The 15,591-nt window shown below is 64.7% G+C and carries 13 protein-coding genes; 10 read left to right on the forward strand and 3 right to left on the reverse strand.

What is annotated here, in order from left to right:
- Positions 1-61 precede the first annotated feature (61 nt).
- Together H7U20_RS00800 and H7U20_RS00805 are read left to right on the forward strand one after the other, a co-directional pair.
- A complete protein-coding gene (locus H7U20_RS00800) occupies positions 62-1,210 on the forward strand; it encodes a DUF1972 domain-containing protein (RefSeq protein ID WP_199517710.1) in 1,149 nt (382 codons plus the stop codon).
- Positions 1,211-1,357: 147 nt separating this feature from the next.
- The gene (locus tag H7U20_RS00805) at positions 1,358-3,418 is read left to right on the forward strand and encodes an acyltransferase family protein (protein WP_199517711.1); all 2,061 of its coding nucleotides are present in this window, start codon (positions 1,358-1,360) and stop codon (positions 3,416-3,418) included.
- A 51-nt stretch (positions 3,419-3,469) separates the two neighbouring features.
- Here H7U20_RS00805 and H7U20_RS00810 read toward each other — a convergent pair whose 3' ends face one another.
- Both H7U20_RS00810 and H7U20_RS00815 read right to left on the reverse strand, forming a co-directional pair.
- Positions 3,470-4,786, reverse strand: coding sequence for a glycoside hydrolase family 99-like domain-containing protein (locus H7U20_RS00810; RefSeq protein ID WP_199517712.1), 1,317 nt, complete (start codon positions 4,784-4,786; stop codon positions 3,470-3,472).
- 451 nt (positions 4,787-5,237) lie between these two features.
- Positions 5,238-6,476, reverse strand: a complete 1,239-nt coding sequence (locus H7U20_RS00815; RefSeq protein WP_199517713.1) for a glycoside hydrolase family 99-like domain-containing protein — start codon at positions 6,474-6,476, stop codon at positions 5,238-5,240.
- A gap of 379 nt (positions 6,477-6,855) precedes the next feature.
- On the opposite strand from H7U20_RS00815, the gene H7U20_RS00820 reads away from it, so the two are divergent.
- From H7U20_RS00820 to H7U20_RS30835, 7 genes are all read left to right on the forward strand, one after another.
- A complete protein-coding gene (locus H7U20_RS00820) occupies positions 6,856-7,572 on the forward strand; it encodes a hypothetical protein (protein WP_199517714.1) in 717 nt (238 codons plus the stop codon).
- 306 nt (positions 7,573-7,878) lie between these two features.
- Positions 7,879-8,907 carry a GHMP family kinase ATP-binding protein gene (locus H7U20_RS00825; RefSeq protein WP_199517715.1) on the forward strand — a complete coding sequence of 343 codons (1,029 nt, stop codon included), beginning with the start codon at positions 7,879-7,881 and terminating at the stop codon, positions 8,905-8,907.
- Positions 8,904-9,491, forward strand: coding sequence for a D-sedoheptulose 7-phosphate isomerase (locus tag H7U20_RS00830; protein ID WP_199517716.1), 588 nt, complete (start codon positions 8,904-8,906; stop codon positions 9,489-9,491). The genes H7U20_RS00825 and H7U20_RS00830 overlap by 4 nt, the downstream gene beginning before the upstream one ends.
- Positions 9,488-10,183, forward strand: a complete 696-nt coding sequence (locus H7U20_RS00835) for a nucleotidyltransferase family protein (protein WP_199517717.1) — start codon at positions 9,488-9,490, stop codon at positions 10,181-10,183. Before H7U20_RS00830 ends, H7U20_RS00835 begins: the two co-directional genes overlap by 4 nt.
- A complete protein-coding gene (locus H7U20_RS00840) occupies positions 10,180-10,761 on the forward strand; it encodes a D-glycero-alpha-D-manno-heptose-1,7-bisphosphate 7-phosphatase (protein ID WP_233410407.1) in 582 nt (193 codons plus the stop codon). The genes H7U20_RS00835 and H7U20_RS00840 overlap by 4 nt, the downstream gene beginning before the upstream one ends.
- A complete protein-coding gene (locus H7U20_RS00845) occupies positions 10,758-11,831 on the forward strand; it encodes a glycosyltransferase family 2 protein (protein ID WP_199517718.1) in 1,074 nt (357 codons plus the stop codon). Before H7U20_RS00840 ends, H7U20_RS00845 begins: the two co-directional genes overlap by 4 nt.
- Before the next feature lie 43 nt (positions 11,832-11,874).
- Complete coding sequence (locus tag H7U20_RS30835; RefSeq protein ID WP_199517719.1) at positions 11,875-13,104, forward strand: glycosyltransferase family 4 protein; 1,230 nt, start codon at positions 11,875-11,877, stop codon at positions 13,102-13,104.
- 42 nt (positions 13,105-13,146) lie between these two features.
- Here H7U20_RS30835 and H7U20_RS00855 read toward each other — a convergent pair whose 3' ends face one another.
- Entirely contained in the window at positions 13,147-14,310 is a 1,164-nt protein-coding gene (locus H7U20_RS00855) for an acyltransferase family protein (protein WP_199517720.1), read from the reverse strand.
- Positions 14,311-14,841: 531 nt separating this feature from the next.
- On the opposite strand from H7U20_RS00855, the gene rfbB reads away from it, so the two are divergent.
- A partial coding sequence (gene rfbB, locus H7U20_RS00860; RefSeq protein ID WP_199517721.1) for a dTDP-glucose 4,6-dehydratase occupies positions 14,842-15,591 on the forward strand: 750 nt, incomplete at its 3' end.

Below are 15,591 nucleotides of genomic sequence, written 5' to 3' on the forward strand. Positions count from 1 at the left end.
CGCCCCTCCCGACGCCGCCGCGGCGCGCGTCGCCGTCACATGATTGAATAGAAACCGCACAATGTCGAACTCCATATCCGATAGCAAACAGCTGAAAAAAATCCGCATCCTGGGCATTCGCGGGGTGCCGGCCAACCACGGCGGCTTTGAAACCTTCGCCGAACACCTGGCGCTGTACCTGGTCAAGCAGGGCTGGGAAGTGATCGTCTATTGCCAGGAGGACAGCGGCGAGCAGGTCTACGAGGACGACTGGCAGGGCGTGCGCCGGGTGCACATTCCGGTGAGCCAGCAGGGCGCGCTGGGCACCATCCTGTTCGACTGGAAGTCGAACCTGCACGCCGGCAAGAGCTCCGGCCTGATCCTGACGCTGGGCTACAACACCGCCGTGTTCTCGCTGTGGTTCCGTTTGAAGGGGATCAACAACATCATCAACATGGACGGCATCGAATGGCGCCGGCAGAAATGGGGCACCATCGCCAAGACCTGGTTCTACCTGAACGAATGGGCCGGCGCCTGGCTGGGCAACCATTTGGTGGCCGACCATCCGGCCATCAAGACCCATCTGTCGACGCGGGTGAACAGCAACAAGATCACCACCATCGCCTACGGCGCCGCCGAGGTGACGCAGGCCGACGAGGGCCGGCTGCAACAATACGGCTTGGCGGCGAACGAATACGCCATCCTGATCGCCCGCGCCGAGCCGGAGAATTCGATCCTTGAAGTGGTGAAGGCCTGGTCGCGCCGGCCGCGCGGCGTCAAGCTGGTGGTGCTGGGCAAGTACGACGCCGGCCACGCCTACCAGCGCGCCGTCAAGGAGGCCGCCTCGGCCGAGGTGGTGTTCCTCGGCGCGATCTACGAGGCCGAGAACGTGGCGGCGCTGCGTTTCTATTCGCGCCTGTATGTGCACGGCCACCAGGTGGGCGGCACCAACCCCTCGCTGGTCGAGGCGCTGGGCGCCGGCAATCCGGTGCTGGCGCACGACAATCAGTTCAACCGTTGGGTGGTCGGCGAGGAGGCGCGCTTCTTCGACGGCGAGGCGGGCTGCGCCGAGGTGCTCGACAGCCTGCTGGCCGACCAGGCGCTGCTCGGCCGCATGCGCGCGGCCAGTCTGGCGCGGCATCGCGAAGCCTTCACCTGGGAGCAGATCCTGCGCCAGTACGAGCAGTTGCTGTTGCCGCATTCGGCCAGCGCTCTGGCCGGCGGCCGCTGAGCGTCGCCATGGTCCGGCGCCACGCCCGCTGGCGCCGGACCGCTTGTTGGTTTGGCGGTATGTTCCCAGGAAAAGTTTGGTAAATTAAACAATTCGCTATAATGGCGATCCTGACGAATTCTCAATACCCCTCCAAGACATTCCATTATGAGCAAAGAAAGTAGATTGGCGCCCTCGTCGGCGGCCAGGGGCGCCTCGTCGCCCGCCGCAGCGCCGAACACGGCACTGCCGCAGAGCCGGCCAGCGCCGGCGTTTCGCACCGATATCAACGGCTTGCGCGCTTGGGCGGTGCTGGCGGTAATCCTCTACCATTTCCATGTCGGCGGTTTTTCCGGCGGCTTTGTCGGTGTCGATATCTTCTTCGTCATCTCCGGGTTCCTCATGACGGGCATCATCGTCGGCGGCGCCGAGCCTGCCGCCTTCTCCCTGCTCTCGTTCTACCTGGCGCGGGCGCGCCGCATCGTGCCGCCGCTGCTTGTCCTGTGCGCCGTTCTGCTGTCGCTTGGATGGCTGTTTCTATTGCCAGTGGACTACAAGACACTGGGCGCCAGTGCCGTGTACAGCCTGTCCTTCCTGTCGAATATGAAATTTTGGCAGGATGCCGGTTATTTCGACGCCGAGTCGCACGAAAAATGGTTGTTGCACACCTGGTCCTTGTCGGTCGAATGGCAGTTCTACCTGATACTGCCCCTGATTGTCATGGCGGTGTGGCGGTTGAACCGCGGCAGGGGGGCGGTCGCGCTGACGCTGGCATGCCTGCTGCTGGCCTCGCTGGGCCTGTCGGTGGCGCTGACGGCCGACCGGCCGAGCACCGCCTTCTACCTGCTGCCCAGCCGTGCCTGGGAAATGTTGGCCGGCGGCATGGTCTATCTGGCGCAGGGGCGATTCACGCTGAGCGCGCGCCAGCGGACGGTGTTGGAGTCGCTCGGACTGGCGGCGATCCTCGGCGCGGTGGTGTGGCTGGATGCCGCCAGCAGTTGGCCCGGCTCGCTGGCGCTGATCCCGGTGTTGGGGACGATGGTGGTGGTGGCGGCGGCGCGGCCGTCGTCGCCTTGGACCGGCGGCGGTCTGGTGCAGTGGTTTGGCACGCGCTCGTATTCGCTGTACCTGTGGCATTGGCCGATTGTGGTGGCGCTGGTGTTCCTCGACCGCCAGCGGCAGATGCCGGCGATCGTCCTGGGGTTGGCGCTGACGCTGCTGTTGGGCGAGGCCTCCTATCGCTGGATCGAGCGGCCGTCGCAGCGCTGGCTGGTGGCCCGCTCGAAGCTGGGCGCGACGCTGGCGATCCTGGCCGGCGTCGCCGCCGTCGCCGCGTTCGGCAGCGCCATCCGCATGCAGGGCGGCATGGCGGGGCGCTTCTCGCCGGCCAGCGAATTGCTCAGCGTCGGCACCTTGAACAAGAATCCCCGGTTGGAGGAGTGTGGCTCGGCCAGTGGCGCCTCGTCGCCCTCGTGTATCTGGGGCGGCAAGCGGATCGACGCCGTGCTGATCGGCGACAGCCATGGCAGCGCGACCGTCAGCGGCCTGGCGGCGGCGATCGCCGATCCCAAGCAGGGCGGGGTGATGGAGTGGACCTACAGCGGCTGTCCCACTTTGTTCGGCGTTCAGTTTGTCGGCGCCGCCGGCGCCAGCCGGCGTTGCGGCAATTTCCTCGACTGGGTCGCGTTGCGGGTCGCCGCCGTGCCCAAGGATGTGCCGCTGGTCATCGTCAACCGCACGACGCACTATGCGATCGGCTACAACGAGCCGTGGGAAAAGGACGCCAACTCGAACGTGCCACGGGTGTATTTCTCCACCGTGTACCCGCAGGCGACGGAGGCCTACCGCGCCGAATTCGCGCGGCATCTGATCGATAGCGCGTGCAGCCTGGCCAAGGAGCACACCGTCTACCTGGTCCGGCCGATACCCGAGATGGGCGTGAACGTGCCGAAGCAGTCGAGAAGGATGTTGTGGGATAAGTCGGCGGGCGGGGTGTCCATTTCACTCGCCGATTACCACCGGCGGCATGACTTTGTTTGGGCGGCGCAGGATGCCGCCCAGGCGCGCTGCGCGGTGCGCATCCTCGACCCCTTGCCTTATTTGTGCCGGGACGGCCGTTGCCACGGCATCAAGGACGGGCAGGCGCTCTACTATGATGACGACCATCTCAGCGAGTATGGCAACAAGCAGCTGGTGCCGATGTTCCGCCGGGTGTTCGCCGGAAATTGAGGGGGAGCGGGGCGCCGGCCTGCGGCCCGCGCCCCGTCCGACGGCGGCTGCTTACTTCTTGATGCGGTCGCGCAGCGACACCAGGCGGGTGTAGCCGATGCTCTTGGTCGGGGTGAGCCAGCCGCCTTCGCCCAGCTCGTTCCAGGCATACACGAACACCACGCCGTTGGTGGTGGTCGGATACTTGTCGAGGGCGGCGCGCACCTGCTTGCAGTGGGCGTCGAACTGTTCCTGCGTCGGCACGCTGTTGTCATGCAGCGGGTCGGCCGTGGTGCCGCCCCAAGGGCGCTGGTCGAAGCCGGTCATCACGGTCGGCCACCACACTTTGCCGACGCCGTAGCTTTGCATGGCGGGCAGGACCAGATCGTAGTTCTGCTGGCAAGCGGTCATCATTTCGGCGAAGGAGTGGGTCAGCCGCTTGACGCCGTTGAAGGTGCCCTGGCGGATGTTGTAGGCGTACATGCCCTGCACGGTCGCGCATTTGGCCCACGAGCCGACGTCGGCGCCGCACACCAGCAGATACATCGATTGCTTGAAGTTGCCGGCGATGCCCATGGTGTTGACGCGGGTCGGCACCACGTTGCCATTGCGCACGACAGTCGTGTTGAGCTTGCCGGAGATGCCGCCGGTCAGGTCGCCCGCCAGCACGTTGGTGACGATGTTGTGGCAATCCTGCAAGAAGGCGTCGTGCACCAGGGTCGCCTCGAGCGGATTCTTGAACGGCGTGGCGAGCGGGCGGCCGAGGCAGGCCTTGATGATGTTGTCGATTTGGGTGACATCGAAGATCGAGAAGACCGGCTTGCCGTCCTGCTTCCAATAGGCCGAGTCCTTCATATGCACGGCGGCGCGGCGTATCCCCTCGAAGAAGTATTCGCGGGTGTCGCGCGGTGGCGAGGTGCTGAAATTGGCCGGGTTCGACCATTGCAGGAAGAACTTCATCAAGCCCTTGTTGGGCGAGGTCTTGAAGTTTTCCACCGGATGATTGAGGAACTCGTCGCGGTACCAGTTCATCGAGAAGACGTCGATGCCGTAGGTGCTGGCGGTCTTGATCTCGGCGTCGAGCACCCACTGCTGGGATTCGTCGTAGCCGGTCGGCGCCGGGCCGATCAAGGGGAAGCGCTCGGGGAAGTTCTGCATCTTGTGCTTCACGCCGGGCAATTTCGCCGTCGGGTAGTTGCCCCAGGGGTTGTCGCCGTGGACGCCTTGCTGGGACTTGTCCATCGGCACGCGCCAGCCGCCGAAGTAGGCCGCCACGATGGTGCGCTTGACGGGCAGGGCGGCGCTGGTTTGGCCAATGGCGGGGAGGGCGGAACCGAGCAACATGCCGCCGGCGCCGGTGAGTAGCTGCCTTCTTTTAACTTGTACCATGATTTCTCCATTGTAAAGATTGAGGCGCCAAAACAATGTCGAAGGCGCGACAGTTCGTCGGTGTACCGGAAAGTATGCGCCGGAAAACGGCGCACACCGTGTGATTCTTGGGGGGGGAGCGGGCGATGCGCTTGATGCTTGAACTGGTGATACTATATTTTATTGCAGGTAACAAGTTCCGTACAATAAGAGTTGTCGCCACAAGGGTCTTTTTTTGGCCGGAAGTCGTAAATAAGAGCAAAAACGCGCGCAATATTGCGCGACCGGCAAGGAAGTTTCCGCAGTGGCGGCGATATTGCCGTGGGAAATGTTAGATGATATTTTTGACAATTAACAAAGGGCCCCGCCGGTTTGTCCGGCGGGGCCCTTTGTCTTGGTCATATTGAAATATTTCCCGCCATGGCGTCATGCTACCCCGCTTTGGCGCGGCGCGGCGCCCGCCAGCGGCGGACTATAGTTTGAGGCGGTTGCGCAGCGACTCCAGCCGCGTCGTGCCGATGCTCGGCGTGGGGGTGATCCAGCCGCCTTCGCCCAGCTCGTTCCAGGCGTAGATGAACACCACCCCGCCGGTGACGGTGGGATACTTGTCGACCGTCGCGCGCACCTGCGCGCAATGGGCGTCGAACTCGGCCTGGGTCGGCAGGCTGTTGTCGTGCAGCGGGTCGGCGGCCGTGCCGCCCCAGGGACGCATGTCGAAGCCGGCCATCAAGGTTGGCCACCATGCCTTGCCCACCGCGTAGGTTTTCATCGCCGGCAGCACCAGGTCGTAATTTTGCTGGACCGCCGTCATCATTTCCCCATACGAGTGGGTCAGGCGCTTGGCGCCGCCGAAGGTGCCGGTGCGGATCGAATAGACATACATGCCCTGCACGGTGGCACAGCGGCCCCAGGCGCCGATGTCGGCGGTGCCGATCATCAGGTACATCGACTGGACGAAGTTGCCGGAAATGCCCAGGGTGTTGACGCGGGTCGGCGTGACCGTGCCGTTGCGCACGACTGCGGCGTTCAGCTTGCCGGTGATGCCGCCGGTCGGATCGCCCGCCAGCACGTTGCGCACGATGTTGTGGCAGTCCTGCAGGAAGGCCTCGTGGGCCAGCGTCGCCTCGTTGATGCTGGAGAAGGTGGCGGTGGGCAGGCGGCCCATGGTGGTCAGGATGATGCGGTCGATCTGGGTGGTGTCGTAGATGGAGAACACCGGCCGGCCGCCCTGTTTCCAGTAGGCCGAGTCGGTCATGTGGGCGGCGGCGCGGCGCATGCCCTCGAAGAAATATTCGCGCGAGTCGGCCGGCGGCGAGGTGTTGGTGGAGTTGGCGTTGTTGGACCACTGCAGGAAGAACTTCATCAGGTTCTTCTTCGGCGAGGCCTTGAAGTTGATGATCGCCTGGTTGAGGAACTCGTCGCGGTACCAGTTCATGGCGAACACGTCGATGCCGTAGGAGCTGGCGGTCTGGATCTCCGAGTCGATCACCCACTGCTGGGCGTCGTCGTAGCCGACCGGCGCCGGCCCGATCAGCGGAAAACGCTCCGGGTAGTTCAGCATCTTGTGATTCACATAGGGCAGTTTGGCGGTCGGATAGAGGCCCCAGGGATTGTCGCCGTGCACGCCTTGCTGCGACAGGTCCATCGGCACGCGCCAGCCGCCGAAATAGGCGGCGACCAGGGTGCGCGAGGTGGTTTGGGCCCGTACCACGGTTGGCAGGGCGCTACCCAATAGCAGCCCGCCGACCCCGGTTAGTAGCTGCCTTCTTTTCATTAGTGCCATAATTGCTCTCCTACGCATCGGTTTGGACATGGTTGACGAAGCTGCGCGCTCAATCGTTAATTTTCCTACTAAGAAAGTATGCACCCAAGAGGCAGCCGGCGCCAGTGGATTTTAGCGTGCCGATCGGCTGCCAGCCATTGCGAATACGCTGCTGGCGCGACACCGCCGGGGGCCGCGGCGGGCGCCTGCGGGGCTTGGCGATATGAAACTTATGTTGCAAAATGATTAAAAAAACAATGAAATCAAAAGAAGTTTTGCGCCAGATCGAAGCCGATCGTGGCGCCGCCGCGACAGTCGGGGCGGCGCCGTGAGGGCGCCGCGCCGTGCCGTCCGGCGCCAGCGCGGCGCCGCCCTGTTGTTGCTGGTGGCGGTGCTGGGGCTGGGCGCGGCGGCGCTGTTGATCAGCGCCGTCAGCCGCTGGAATCTGCGGGCCGGCCACGAGCGCCGCACGCTGGCCGCGCTGGGCCAGGCGCAGGACGCGCTGATCGGCTTCGCCATCCTGCACGGCCGCCTGCCGCGGCCGGCGGTGTCGGCCAGCGACGGCCGCGAGAGCGGCCTGCCCTGCACCAGCGAGCAGAGTTGCACCGGTTTCCTGCCCTGGGTCAGCCTGGGGGTGGAGCGCGCCGACGGCTGGGGCCACCTGCTGCGCTACAGCGCGGCGCCGGCCTTCACCAGCGCGCCGATCGACTTCACCACCGCCGTCGCCAGCAAGACCTTGCAAAGCCGGCGCGACGGCGAGCTGGTCTACGTCGCCGGCTTTCCGCTGTGCCAGCGTTCGGCGCAATGCCTGCCGGCCGTGGTGCTGTCCACCGGCAAGGAGGGCTTCGGCGTCAGCGAGCAGGGCGTGGCCCAGCTGGACGGCTCGGCGACCAACCTCGACGAGCGCCGCAACGCCGAGACGGGCCACGCTTTCATCCGCCGCCCGGCCAGCGCCGCGGCGGCCGACGCCGGCGGCGAGTTCGACGATTTGCTGAGCACCGTGCCCTTGTTGACGCTGATAAACCGGATCAACGCGGTACCCTGATTCGATTGGCGCGGAATTGAGAATTGTTCCGATTTGTGAGAAACTGTGCAGTGCAGCAAACGGTCGCGGCGGTGTATTTCTGCGCCCTGAAAACTTGCCTTAAATTCATTTTTTTGCTATGCTGCGGCAAGCCTTCCGGCATGCTAGCGCCTTGGGGAATTTGTTTCGATTCAACGGCTTAGCCATAGTCTGGGTGTCTTCCTCCCCAGTTTTTTCCGCCCCCGCGCGGCGCCCCCGGCGCCGGGCGGCGGGCGCGCGGGGCGCCGCCGGGCGGCCCCCCGCGAGTAGACCAGATAAGGAATTTCGATGATTATTCGCGCACGCGCGCCGCTGCGGCTGGGCTTGGCAGGCGGTGGCACCGACGTCTCGCCGTATTGCGACATGTTCGGCGGCTACGTCTTGAACGTCACCATCGACCGCTATTCGTATGCGGTCATCAAACCGCTGGCCGAGCCGGCGGTGCGCTTCATCGCCGCCGACCTGCAGGTCGAACAGGTGCTGCCGCTGGCCGAGCGCTTCGAGCTCGACGGCAAGCTCAACCTGCACAAGGCGGTCTACAACATGATCGTCAGCCGCTACAACCACGGCCAGCCGCTGGCGATCGAACTGACCACCTTCTGCGACGCGCCGGCCGGCTCCGGCCTGGGCTCCTCGTCGGCGCTGGTGGTGGTGATGATCAAGGCCTACACCGAGCTGCTCAACCTGCCGCTCGACGAGTACGGCATCGCCCGCCTGGCCTTCGACGTCGAGCGCATCGACTGCGGCCTGCAGGGCGGCCGCCAGGATCAGTACTCGGCCACTTTCGGCGGCTTCAACTTCATGGAGTTCTCGGCCCAGGAGCGCGTGCTGATCAATCCGCTGCGCATCAAGAACTGGATCGCCTGCGAGCTCGAGGCTTCGCTGGTGCTGTTCTACACCGGCGTGTCGCGCGAGTCGGCCACCATCATCGCCGACCAGAGCCGCAACATGAGCAGCGGCGACAGCGGCGCGGTCGAGGCCATGCACGGCCTCAAGCAGGAGGCGCTGACCATGAAGGAGTGCCTGTTGAAGGGCGACTTCGGCGGCCTGGTCGACTCCATGCGGCTGGGCTGGGAGAGCAAGAAGCGCTCGGCCAAGTCGGTCTCCAACCCGCACATCGAAGCGGTCTACAACTCGGCCATCGCGGCCGGCGCGCTGGCCGGCAAGGTCTCCGGCGCCGGCGGCGGCGGCTTCATGATGTTCTTCGTCCCGCCGGAAAAACACATCAGCGTGGTCAACGTCCTGGCCAAGAGCGACGGCGTGGTCAGCAATTGTCACTTCACCCATCACGGCTGCCAAGCCTGGAAAATCTCATGAAAAATAGCATACTCGAACAAATCGCCGAAGCCGAACGCGTCATGCGGGCCATGCAGCAGGACGAGGTCCTGCTGGCCGCCGTCGCGGCGGCCTCGCAGGCCTGCATCGACTGCATCCGTGGCGGTGGCCGCGTCCTGTTGGCCGGCAACGGCGGCAGCGCCGCCGACGCCCAGCACATCGCCGGCGAGTTCGTCAGCCGCTTCAACTTCGACCGGCCCGGCCTGTCGGCCATCGCGCTGACCACCGACACCTCGATCCTGACGGCGATCGGCAACGACTACGGCTACGAGCAGTTGTTCGCCCGCCAGGTGCAGGCGCACGGCAACAAGGGCGACGTCTTCATCGGTTACTCGACCTCGGGCAAGTCGCCCAACATCCTCAAGGCCTTCGCCGAGGCGCGCGCGCGCGGCATGGTGTGCATCGGCTTCACCGGCAACCGTGGCGGCCCGATGGGCGAGCTGTGCGACCACCTGCTGGCGGTGCCGTCGAGCCAGACGCCGAAGATCCAGGAAGGCCATCTGGTGCTCGGCCACATCCTTTGCGGCCTGGTCGAAAGCACCATCTTCACCCCGCCCGCCGCATGATGGAGGCGATCGTCCTGGCCGGCGGCTTCGGCACCCGCCTGCGCGCCGTCGTCGCCGACCTGCCCAAGCCGATGGCGCCGGTGGCCGGCCGGCCGTTCCTGGAGATCCTGCTGACCAGCCTGGCCCGCAAGGGTTTCCGGCGGGTCGTGCTGTCGCTCGGCTTCATGGCCGAGACGGTGGTCGCCCACTTCGGCGCCGAGTACGCCGGCATGGAGCTGGTCTACACCGTCGAGGACACGCCGCTGGGCACCGGCGGGGCGATCCGCGCCGCGCTGGCGCACTGCCACGGCGAGCAGGTCTGCGTGCTGAACGGCGACACCTATCTCGACCTTGAGGCGGCGCAGTTGCTGGCCTTGTGGGACGAGCGGCACGAGCCGATCATCGTCGCCCGCGCCGTCGACGACACGGCGCGCTACGGCCGGCTGCACGTCAGCGAGGGGCGGGTGCGCCGCTTCGCCGAAAAGGGCGAGGCCGGCCCCGGCCTGATCAACGCCGGCTGCTATGTGCTGCCGCGCGACATCCTCGACGCCTTCCCGCTCGGCCAGGCCTTCTCCTTCGAGACGGCGTTCCTGGCGCAGGCGGTCGGCGCGCGCGACGTCTCGGTGTTCGTCAGCGAGGGCCATTTCATCGACATCGGCATCCCCGAGGATTACGCGCGGGCGCAGACCGAGCTGGCCGGGGTGTGCGCTTGAGCGGCGCCGCGCCGCGCCGTGCCCTGTTCCTCGACCGCGACGGCGTCATCAACGTCGACCACGCCTATGTGCACCAGCGCGAGCGCTTCGAGTTCATCGACGGCGTCTTCGAACTGTGCCGCGCCGCGCGCGCGCAGGGCTTCCTGATCGCGGTGGTGACCAACCAGGCCGGCATCGGCCGAGGTTATTACACCGAGGCCGACTTCCACGCCCTGACCGAGTGGATGTGCGGGGAGTTCCGCCGCCACGACGCGGCCCTCGACGGCGTCTATTTCTGCCCCGACCACCCGCAGCACGGGCTGGGCGCCTACCGGCGCGAGTCGGCCGAGCGCAAGCCGGGGCCGGGCATGTTGTTGCGCGCGGCGGCCGAGTTGAACATCGACCTGAGCCGCTCGCTGATGGTGGGCGACAAGGAGAGCGACCTGCTGGCCGGCGCCGCCGCCGGCGTGCCCTGCCTGATCTCGTTCCGCAATCCGATCGCCAACTTCGCGCACGCCGAGCTGGCCGCGCGCAGCCACTTTACCGACAGCATGGCCGAGGTTCAGGCCATCCTGCTTGCCTTGACGGAAGACGCATGAATTCTGCCGCAGTGAGCCAGGCGGCGCGCACCGACGCGCCGCTGGTGTATATCGTCCTATTGAACTGGAACGGCTGGAAGGACACCATCGAGTGCCTGGAGAGCGTGTTCCGGCTCGACTACCCGGCCTTCCGCGTGATCGTCTGCGACAACGACTCGCGCGACGACTCGCTCGGCCAGATCAAGGCCTGGGCCGAGGGCCGGCTGGCCGCGCCGGCCTGCCGCGTCACCTTGGCCGGCGCCGAGCGGCCGCTGGCCAAGCCGCTGGCCTGGGTCGAGTACGACCGCGCCGAGGCCGAGGCCGGCGGGCGGCAAGACGAGCAGGCGCCGTTGGTGCTGATCCGCACCGGCGGCAACCTCGGTTTCGCCGGCGGCAACAACGTCGGCCTGCGCTACGCCCAGGCGCGCGCCGACCACGGCTACGCCTGGCTGTTGAACAACGACACGGTGGTGCCGTCCGACTCCCTAGCGCAGATGGTGCTGCACATGGCGCGGCGCCCCGGCGCCGGCATCTGCGGCTCGAAACTGGTGTTCTACCACCGCCCCGGCACGGTGCAGGCCTGGGGTGGCGCCTCCTATGACGAGGTGCGCGGCTACGTCACGCCGCTGGGCATGTTCCAGCCGGTCGAGGCGGCCTGCGACGTCGCCGCCGTCGAGGGCCAGATGGCCTACGCGGTGGGCGCCTCGATGCTGGTGTCGGCGGCCCTGCTGCGCGACGTCGGCCTGATGGCCGAGGACTACTTCCTCTACTCCGAGGAGATCGATTGGGCCTGCCGCGCCAAGGGCCGCTATACGCTGGCCTACGCCGACGCCAGCGTGGTCTACCACAAGGAGGGCGGCTCGATCGGTTCGAGCAGCACCGGCGCGCAGTCGATGCTGGCGATCCATTACCTGTACCGCAACCGCCTGCGTTTCATCCGCCGCTTCTACCGGCCGCGGCTGGCCTCCGGCCTGCGCCAGATCGCCTGGGAGATGCTGGTGCTGAGCAAGCGGCGCCAGTTCCGCGCCGCCTACGTGGCCAGCCGCGCCGTGCTCGGCGAGTTGCTGCGCGGGCCGCGCGAGCCGGGCTAGTCCGGCCTTTTTTCGTTCCCCCGTTCCCCATGAAGAAAACCACGTGAAATTACTTGTCCTTTCCCCCTTCCTGTACCACTCCAAAGTGGGGCACGGCGGCGGCGTCGCCTGCATCGAACAACTGCAGATGCTGGCGCAGCACCACGAGATCCATTTTCTGGCCTTTGTCACGCGCGAGAGCGAGGAGGAGTTGCGCCTGGCGCGCGCCGAGCTCGGCACGCTGTGCCAATCGATCAACACCGTCAAGCTGGACATCAGCAAGATGGCGGTGCTGCGCGCCAAGCTGAAGTTCCTGCTGCGCCTGACCCCGGTCGACGCCGAGTTGTTTGTCTCGGCGGCGATGCAGCGGCAGTTGCAGGCGCAGTTGGCCAGCCTGCGGCCGGACGTGGTGTTCGCCCAGTTTCCGCAGATGGCGCAGTATGTCGACTTCTGCGGCGCGGCCGCCAGCGTCATCGACGTGCAGGACGCCTTCTCGATTTCCGGCTTCCGCAAGTTCCGCTCGCAAACGGCGCCGCTGAAGAAAATCGGCCTGTTCTTTAACTGGATTTCCTGGTTGCTGTACGAGATGCGCCATTACAAGGCCTTCGACGCCGTCGCCGCCGTCACCGACCAGGACCGCGTCGGTCTGGAGATATTTTCGCCGGGCCTGGGGGCGGACGTGATCAAGGCGGCCATCGCGGTCGACGCCGAACTGGCGCCGGTCACCCCGCTGGCCGACACGATAGGCTTCATCGGCTCGTTCTCGCACTACCCGAACGTCGAGGGGGTGCGCTATTTCATCGAGCAGATCCTGCCGACGATCGTGGCGCGGCGTCCGACGGCGCGTTTTCTGGTCGCCGGCGGCAACGCGCCGGCGCATCTGCTGGCGCTGGCCGGCGCGCACGTCGAGTTCCTCGGCTTCGTGCCGGACTCGAACGAGTTCATGCGCGCCAACGCCGTCGTCGTGGTGCCGCTGCTGAGTGGCGGCGGGGTCAAGATCAAGACCTTGCACGCGATGGCCTGCGCCTGTCCGATGGTGTCGAGCAGCATCGGCGTCGAGGAGACCGGCGTGGTCGACGGCGAACACGCGCTGGTGGCGGACACGCCGCAGCTGTTCGCCGCCCAGGTGCTGGCCCTGCTGGACGACCCGCAACGGGCGCGGCAACTGGGCCAGGGCGCGCGCGCCCTGGCCGGTGAGCGCTTCTCGTGGAAGGCCAAGGCGGTTTCGATGGAGCGGGTGCTGAACCACGCGGTGCAAAAGCGGGCGGCCAGACTGCGCCTGGCGGCGCGCTAGGAACGCTAGGGGGCGGGCCGGCTCCGGCCCGCCCCAATGAAACTAGTTGAACCTGGCAAAGGCGAAGCGGCGCGATTTCGCGCGTGTCGGTTGCTCGATGAAGCGATAGGTCAATTGGCTGATGGCCAGAACCAAAACCAAAGTGAACGCGAGCGCCGCGACGGCTTCCAGCGCCGACAGGCTGAGAACCCAACTGCCGTCCAGTGCGCGCACCTCCGGCCGCTTGAAGACCCGTTTGAACACATTCGCGGTCACCCACAAGACGAATGAATGGGACATGTAGACCGAATAGGAAATAACCCCAAGCCAGACAAGTACCCGCTGTTTCAACACCGTGTTCAAGAGTCCCTTCGGCGCCAATACAATGCTGGCGATGAGGGCGGCGGTGAGGAAGTAAATGGCAATGTCAAATTTCTGGAATGGCTTGAATTGCAGGAAAAGCGCGATCGCTGCGAAGATGATGGCCGAAAAATAGCTCGGCAGGGCGAGCGTCGATTTCTTGGTCAGGTGGGCGGTGACGCAGCCGATAAAGAATCCCGCCAAGCATTTAAGCACGCCTTCGAAACCATACGTGGATTTTGTGGCGAGCAATAAAAGCGACATGACGATCAGTGCGCTGAAAACCTGAAATTTCACTTTTCTGCAAAGAAATATGATCAGCGCGAACAGTAGATAGGTGTAGAACTCGACACTGATGGACCACGCCTGCCCGTTGAAGGACAGCGCGTTCCCGGTCGGTCCAAGCGCTTGCGCAAGAAAAATTTGCTGAACAAACGCGGTGAGGCTGTTTTCGCTGAACGGTACGGTGCGAATGCTCGGCCCGCCCATTTTTGTCGACGCAATGTATTTGCTGATTTCTATGGCTAGAAAAATCATCAGGAACGTCAGGTGGACGAAGTACAGGCGGCCGAATCTGAGGAACTGGAATCTCAGCAAATCTTTGGTCGAGTAAAGTTTTTCTCCGTAGGCGCTGAATATGACGTAGCCAGACAGGACGAAGAATAATTCGACCATCAAGTAGCCATTATTGATGATGCCAATGTCGAACAATGGATTCCATTTCGGGAAGTGGAAGAAAACGATCAGCAAGGCGGCCATGCCGCGTATGCTTTCCAGTTCTTCTATTTTGGTTTGGTTTTGCAGGGGGACTGCTGTTGCCTGGGTGCTGGCATGCGGCAAAGGTTTGCTGTTTGTCGATGTCGTCATAAATTGATTGCTGTGTGGGCCGGATGGCGGGAGTGGGGCGGGAATTGGCGGTGTGGATGCGTTGAGGCGAGCGCCGATTCGTTCGCGCACTTGAAGGACCGATATTGCTCGTCTTGTCCAACTTGCTTTGGTTTGTTTTATCACAATTGTTTTTCACGGCCGCGCCGCGCGGGTGGGGGCGGGAGCGGCGGGCATGGCCGGCGGCGGTTCTGCCATACTGTGTTTCGCGGTTGAATTTTTCTTGGCGGCAGGCAAAGCGGCGTGGCGGACGCCCCGAACCGGGTCCGGTATGCCAAAATATCAGCTCAGCGGTAGGGCGTCTGTCGCGGCGCACGGCGCGGCACGGGCTCCGCGCGCGGCTGTTGCGGCGGGGAATTTAACCTTGATGTTCTTTTGCTCATGTTTCGCTGTGGCTGGAATAGTTGTTGTGATATCATTGTTTTTTCCTCGCAATGCGCTGGCAGGCCTTTGGCCGCAGCCGTGCGTCACATTTTCACCATTCATTCACTTTTTCCGTAGGACATTTACACGATGATTTTTGTTACAGGTGGTGCCGGCTTCATCGGTTCGAATTTCGTGCTCGACTGGCTGGCCCAGTCCGACGAGCCGGTCTTGAACTTCGATAAATTGACCTACGCGGGCAATCTGAACAACCTCGCCTCGCTCAAGCAGGATGCCCGCCATCTGTTCGTGCGCGGCGACATCTGCGAGCAGGAGACGGTGCTGGCCCTGCTGCGCGAACACCGGCCGCGCGCCATCGTCCACTTCGCGGCGGAGAGCCACGTCGACCGTTCGATCCTCGGCCCGGGCGAGTTCATCAACACCAACATCAACGGCACCTTCAGCCTGCTCGAAGCGACCCGCGCCTACTGGGGCGAGTTGGCCGAGGCCGAGAAAAGCGCCTTCCGCTTCCTGCACGTCTCCACCGACGAGGTGTACGGCACCCTGGGACCGGACGACGCGCCGTTCAGCGAGACCACCGCGTTCGCGCCGAACAGCCCGTACTCGGCCTCGAAGGCGGCCTCCGACCATCTGGTGCGCTCCTACCACCACACCTACGGCTTGCCGACGGTGACCACCAACTGTTCGAACAACTACGGTCCCTACCATTTCCCGGAAAAACTGATTCCGCTGATTATCGCCAACGCCCAGGCCGGCAAACCGTTGCCGATCTACGGCGACGGCCAGCAGGTGCGCGACTGGCTGTATGTGAGCGACCACTGCGCGGCGATCCGCCGGGTGCTGGAGTCGGGCCGCCTGGGCGAGACCTACAACGTGGGC

The organism is Rugamonas violacea, assembly GCF_016461825.1.
GTDB lineage: Bacteria > Pseudomonadota > Gammaproteobacteria > Burkholderiales > Burkholderiaceae_D > Rugamonas.

Excerpts from the sequence above, each read along its gene's own strand:
- H7U20_RS00800 (WP_199517710.1), top strand. The coding sequence starts at position 62 with ATGTCGAACTCCATATCCGATAGCAAACAGCTGAAAAAAATCCGCATC.
- H7U20_RS00805 (WP_199517711.1), top strand. The coding sequence starts at position 1,358 with ATGAGCAAAGAAAGTAGATTGGCGCCCTCGTCGGCGGCCAGGGGCGCC.
- H7U20_RS00810 (WP_199517712.1), bottom strand. The coding sequence starts at position 4,786 with ATGGTACAAGTTAAAAGAAGGCAGCTACTCACCGGCGCCGGCGGCATG.
- H7U20_RS00825 (WP_199517715.1), top strand. The coding sequence starts at position 7,879 with ATGATTATTCGCGCACGCGCGCCGCTGCGGCTGGGCTTGGCAGGCGGT.
- H7U20_RS00830 (WP_199517716.1), top strand. The coding sequence starts at position 8,904 with ATGAAAAATAGCATACTCGAACAAATCGCCGAAGCCGAACGCGTCATG.
- H7U20_RS00835 (WP_199517717.1), top strand. The coding sequence starts at position 9,488 with ATGATGGAGGCGATCGTCCTGGCCGGCGGCTTCGGCACCCGCCTGCGC.
- H7U20_RS00845 (WP_199517718.1), top strand. The coding sequence starts at position 10,758 with ATGAATTCTGCCGCAGTGAGCCAGGCGGCGCGCACCGACGCGCCGCTG.
- H7U20_RS00855 (WP_199517720.1), bottom strand. The coding sequence starts at position 14,310 with ATGACGACATCGACAAACAGCAAACCTTTGCCGCATGCCAGCACCCAG.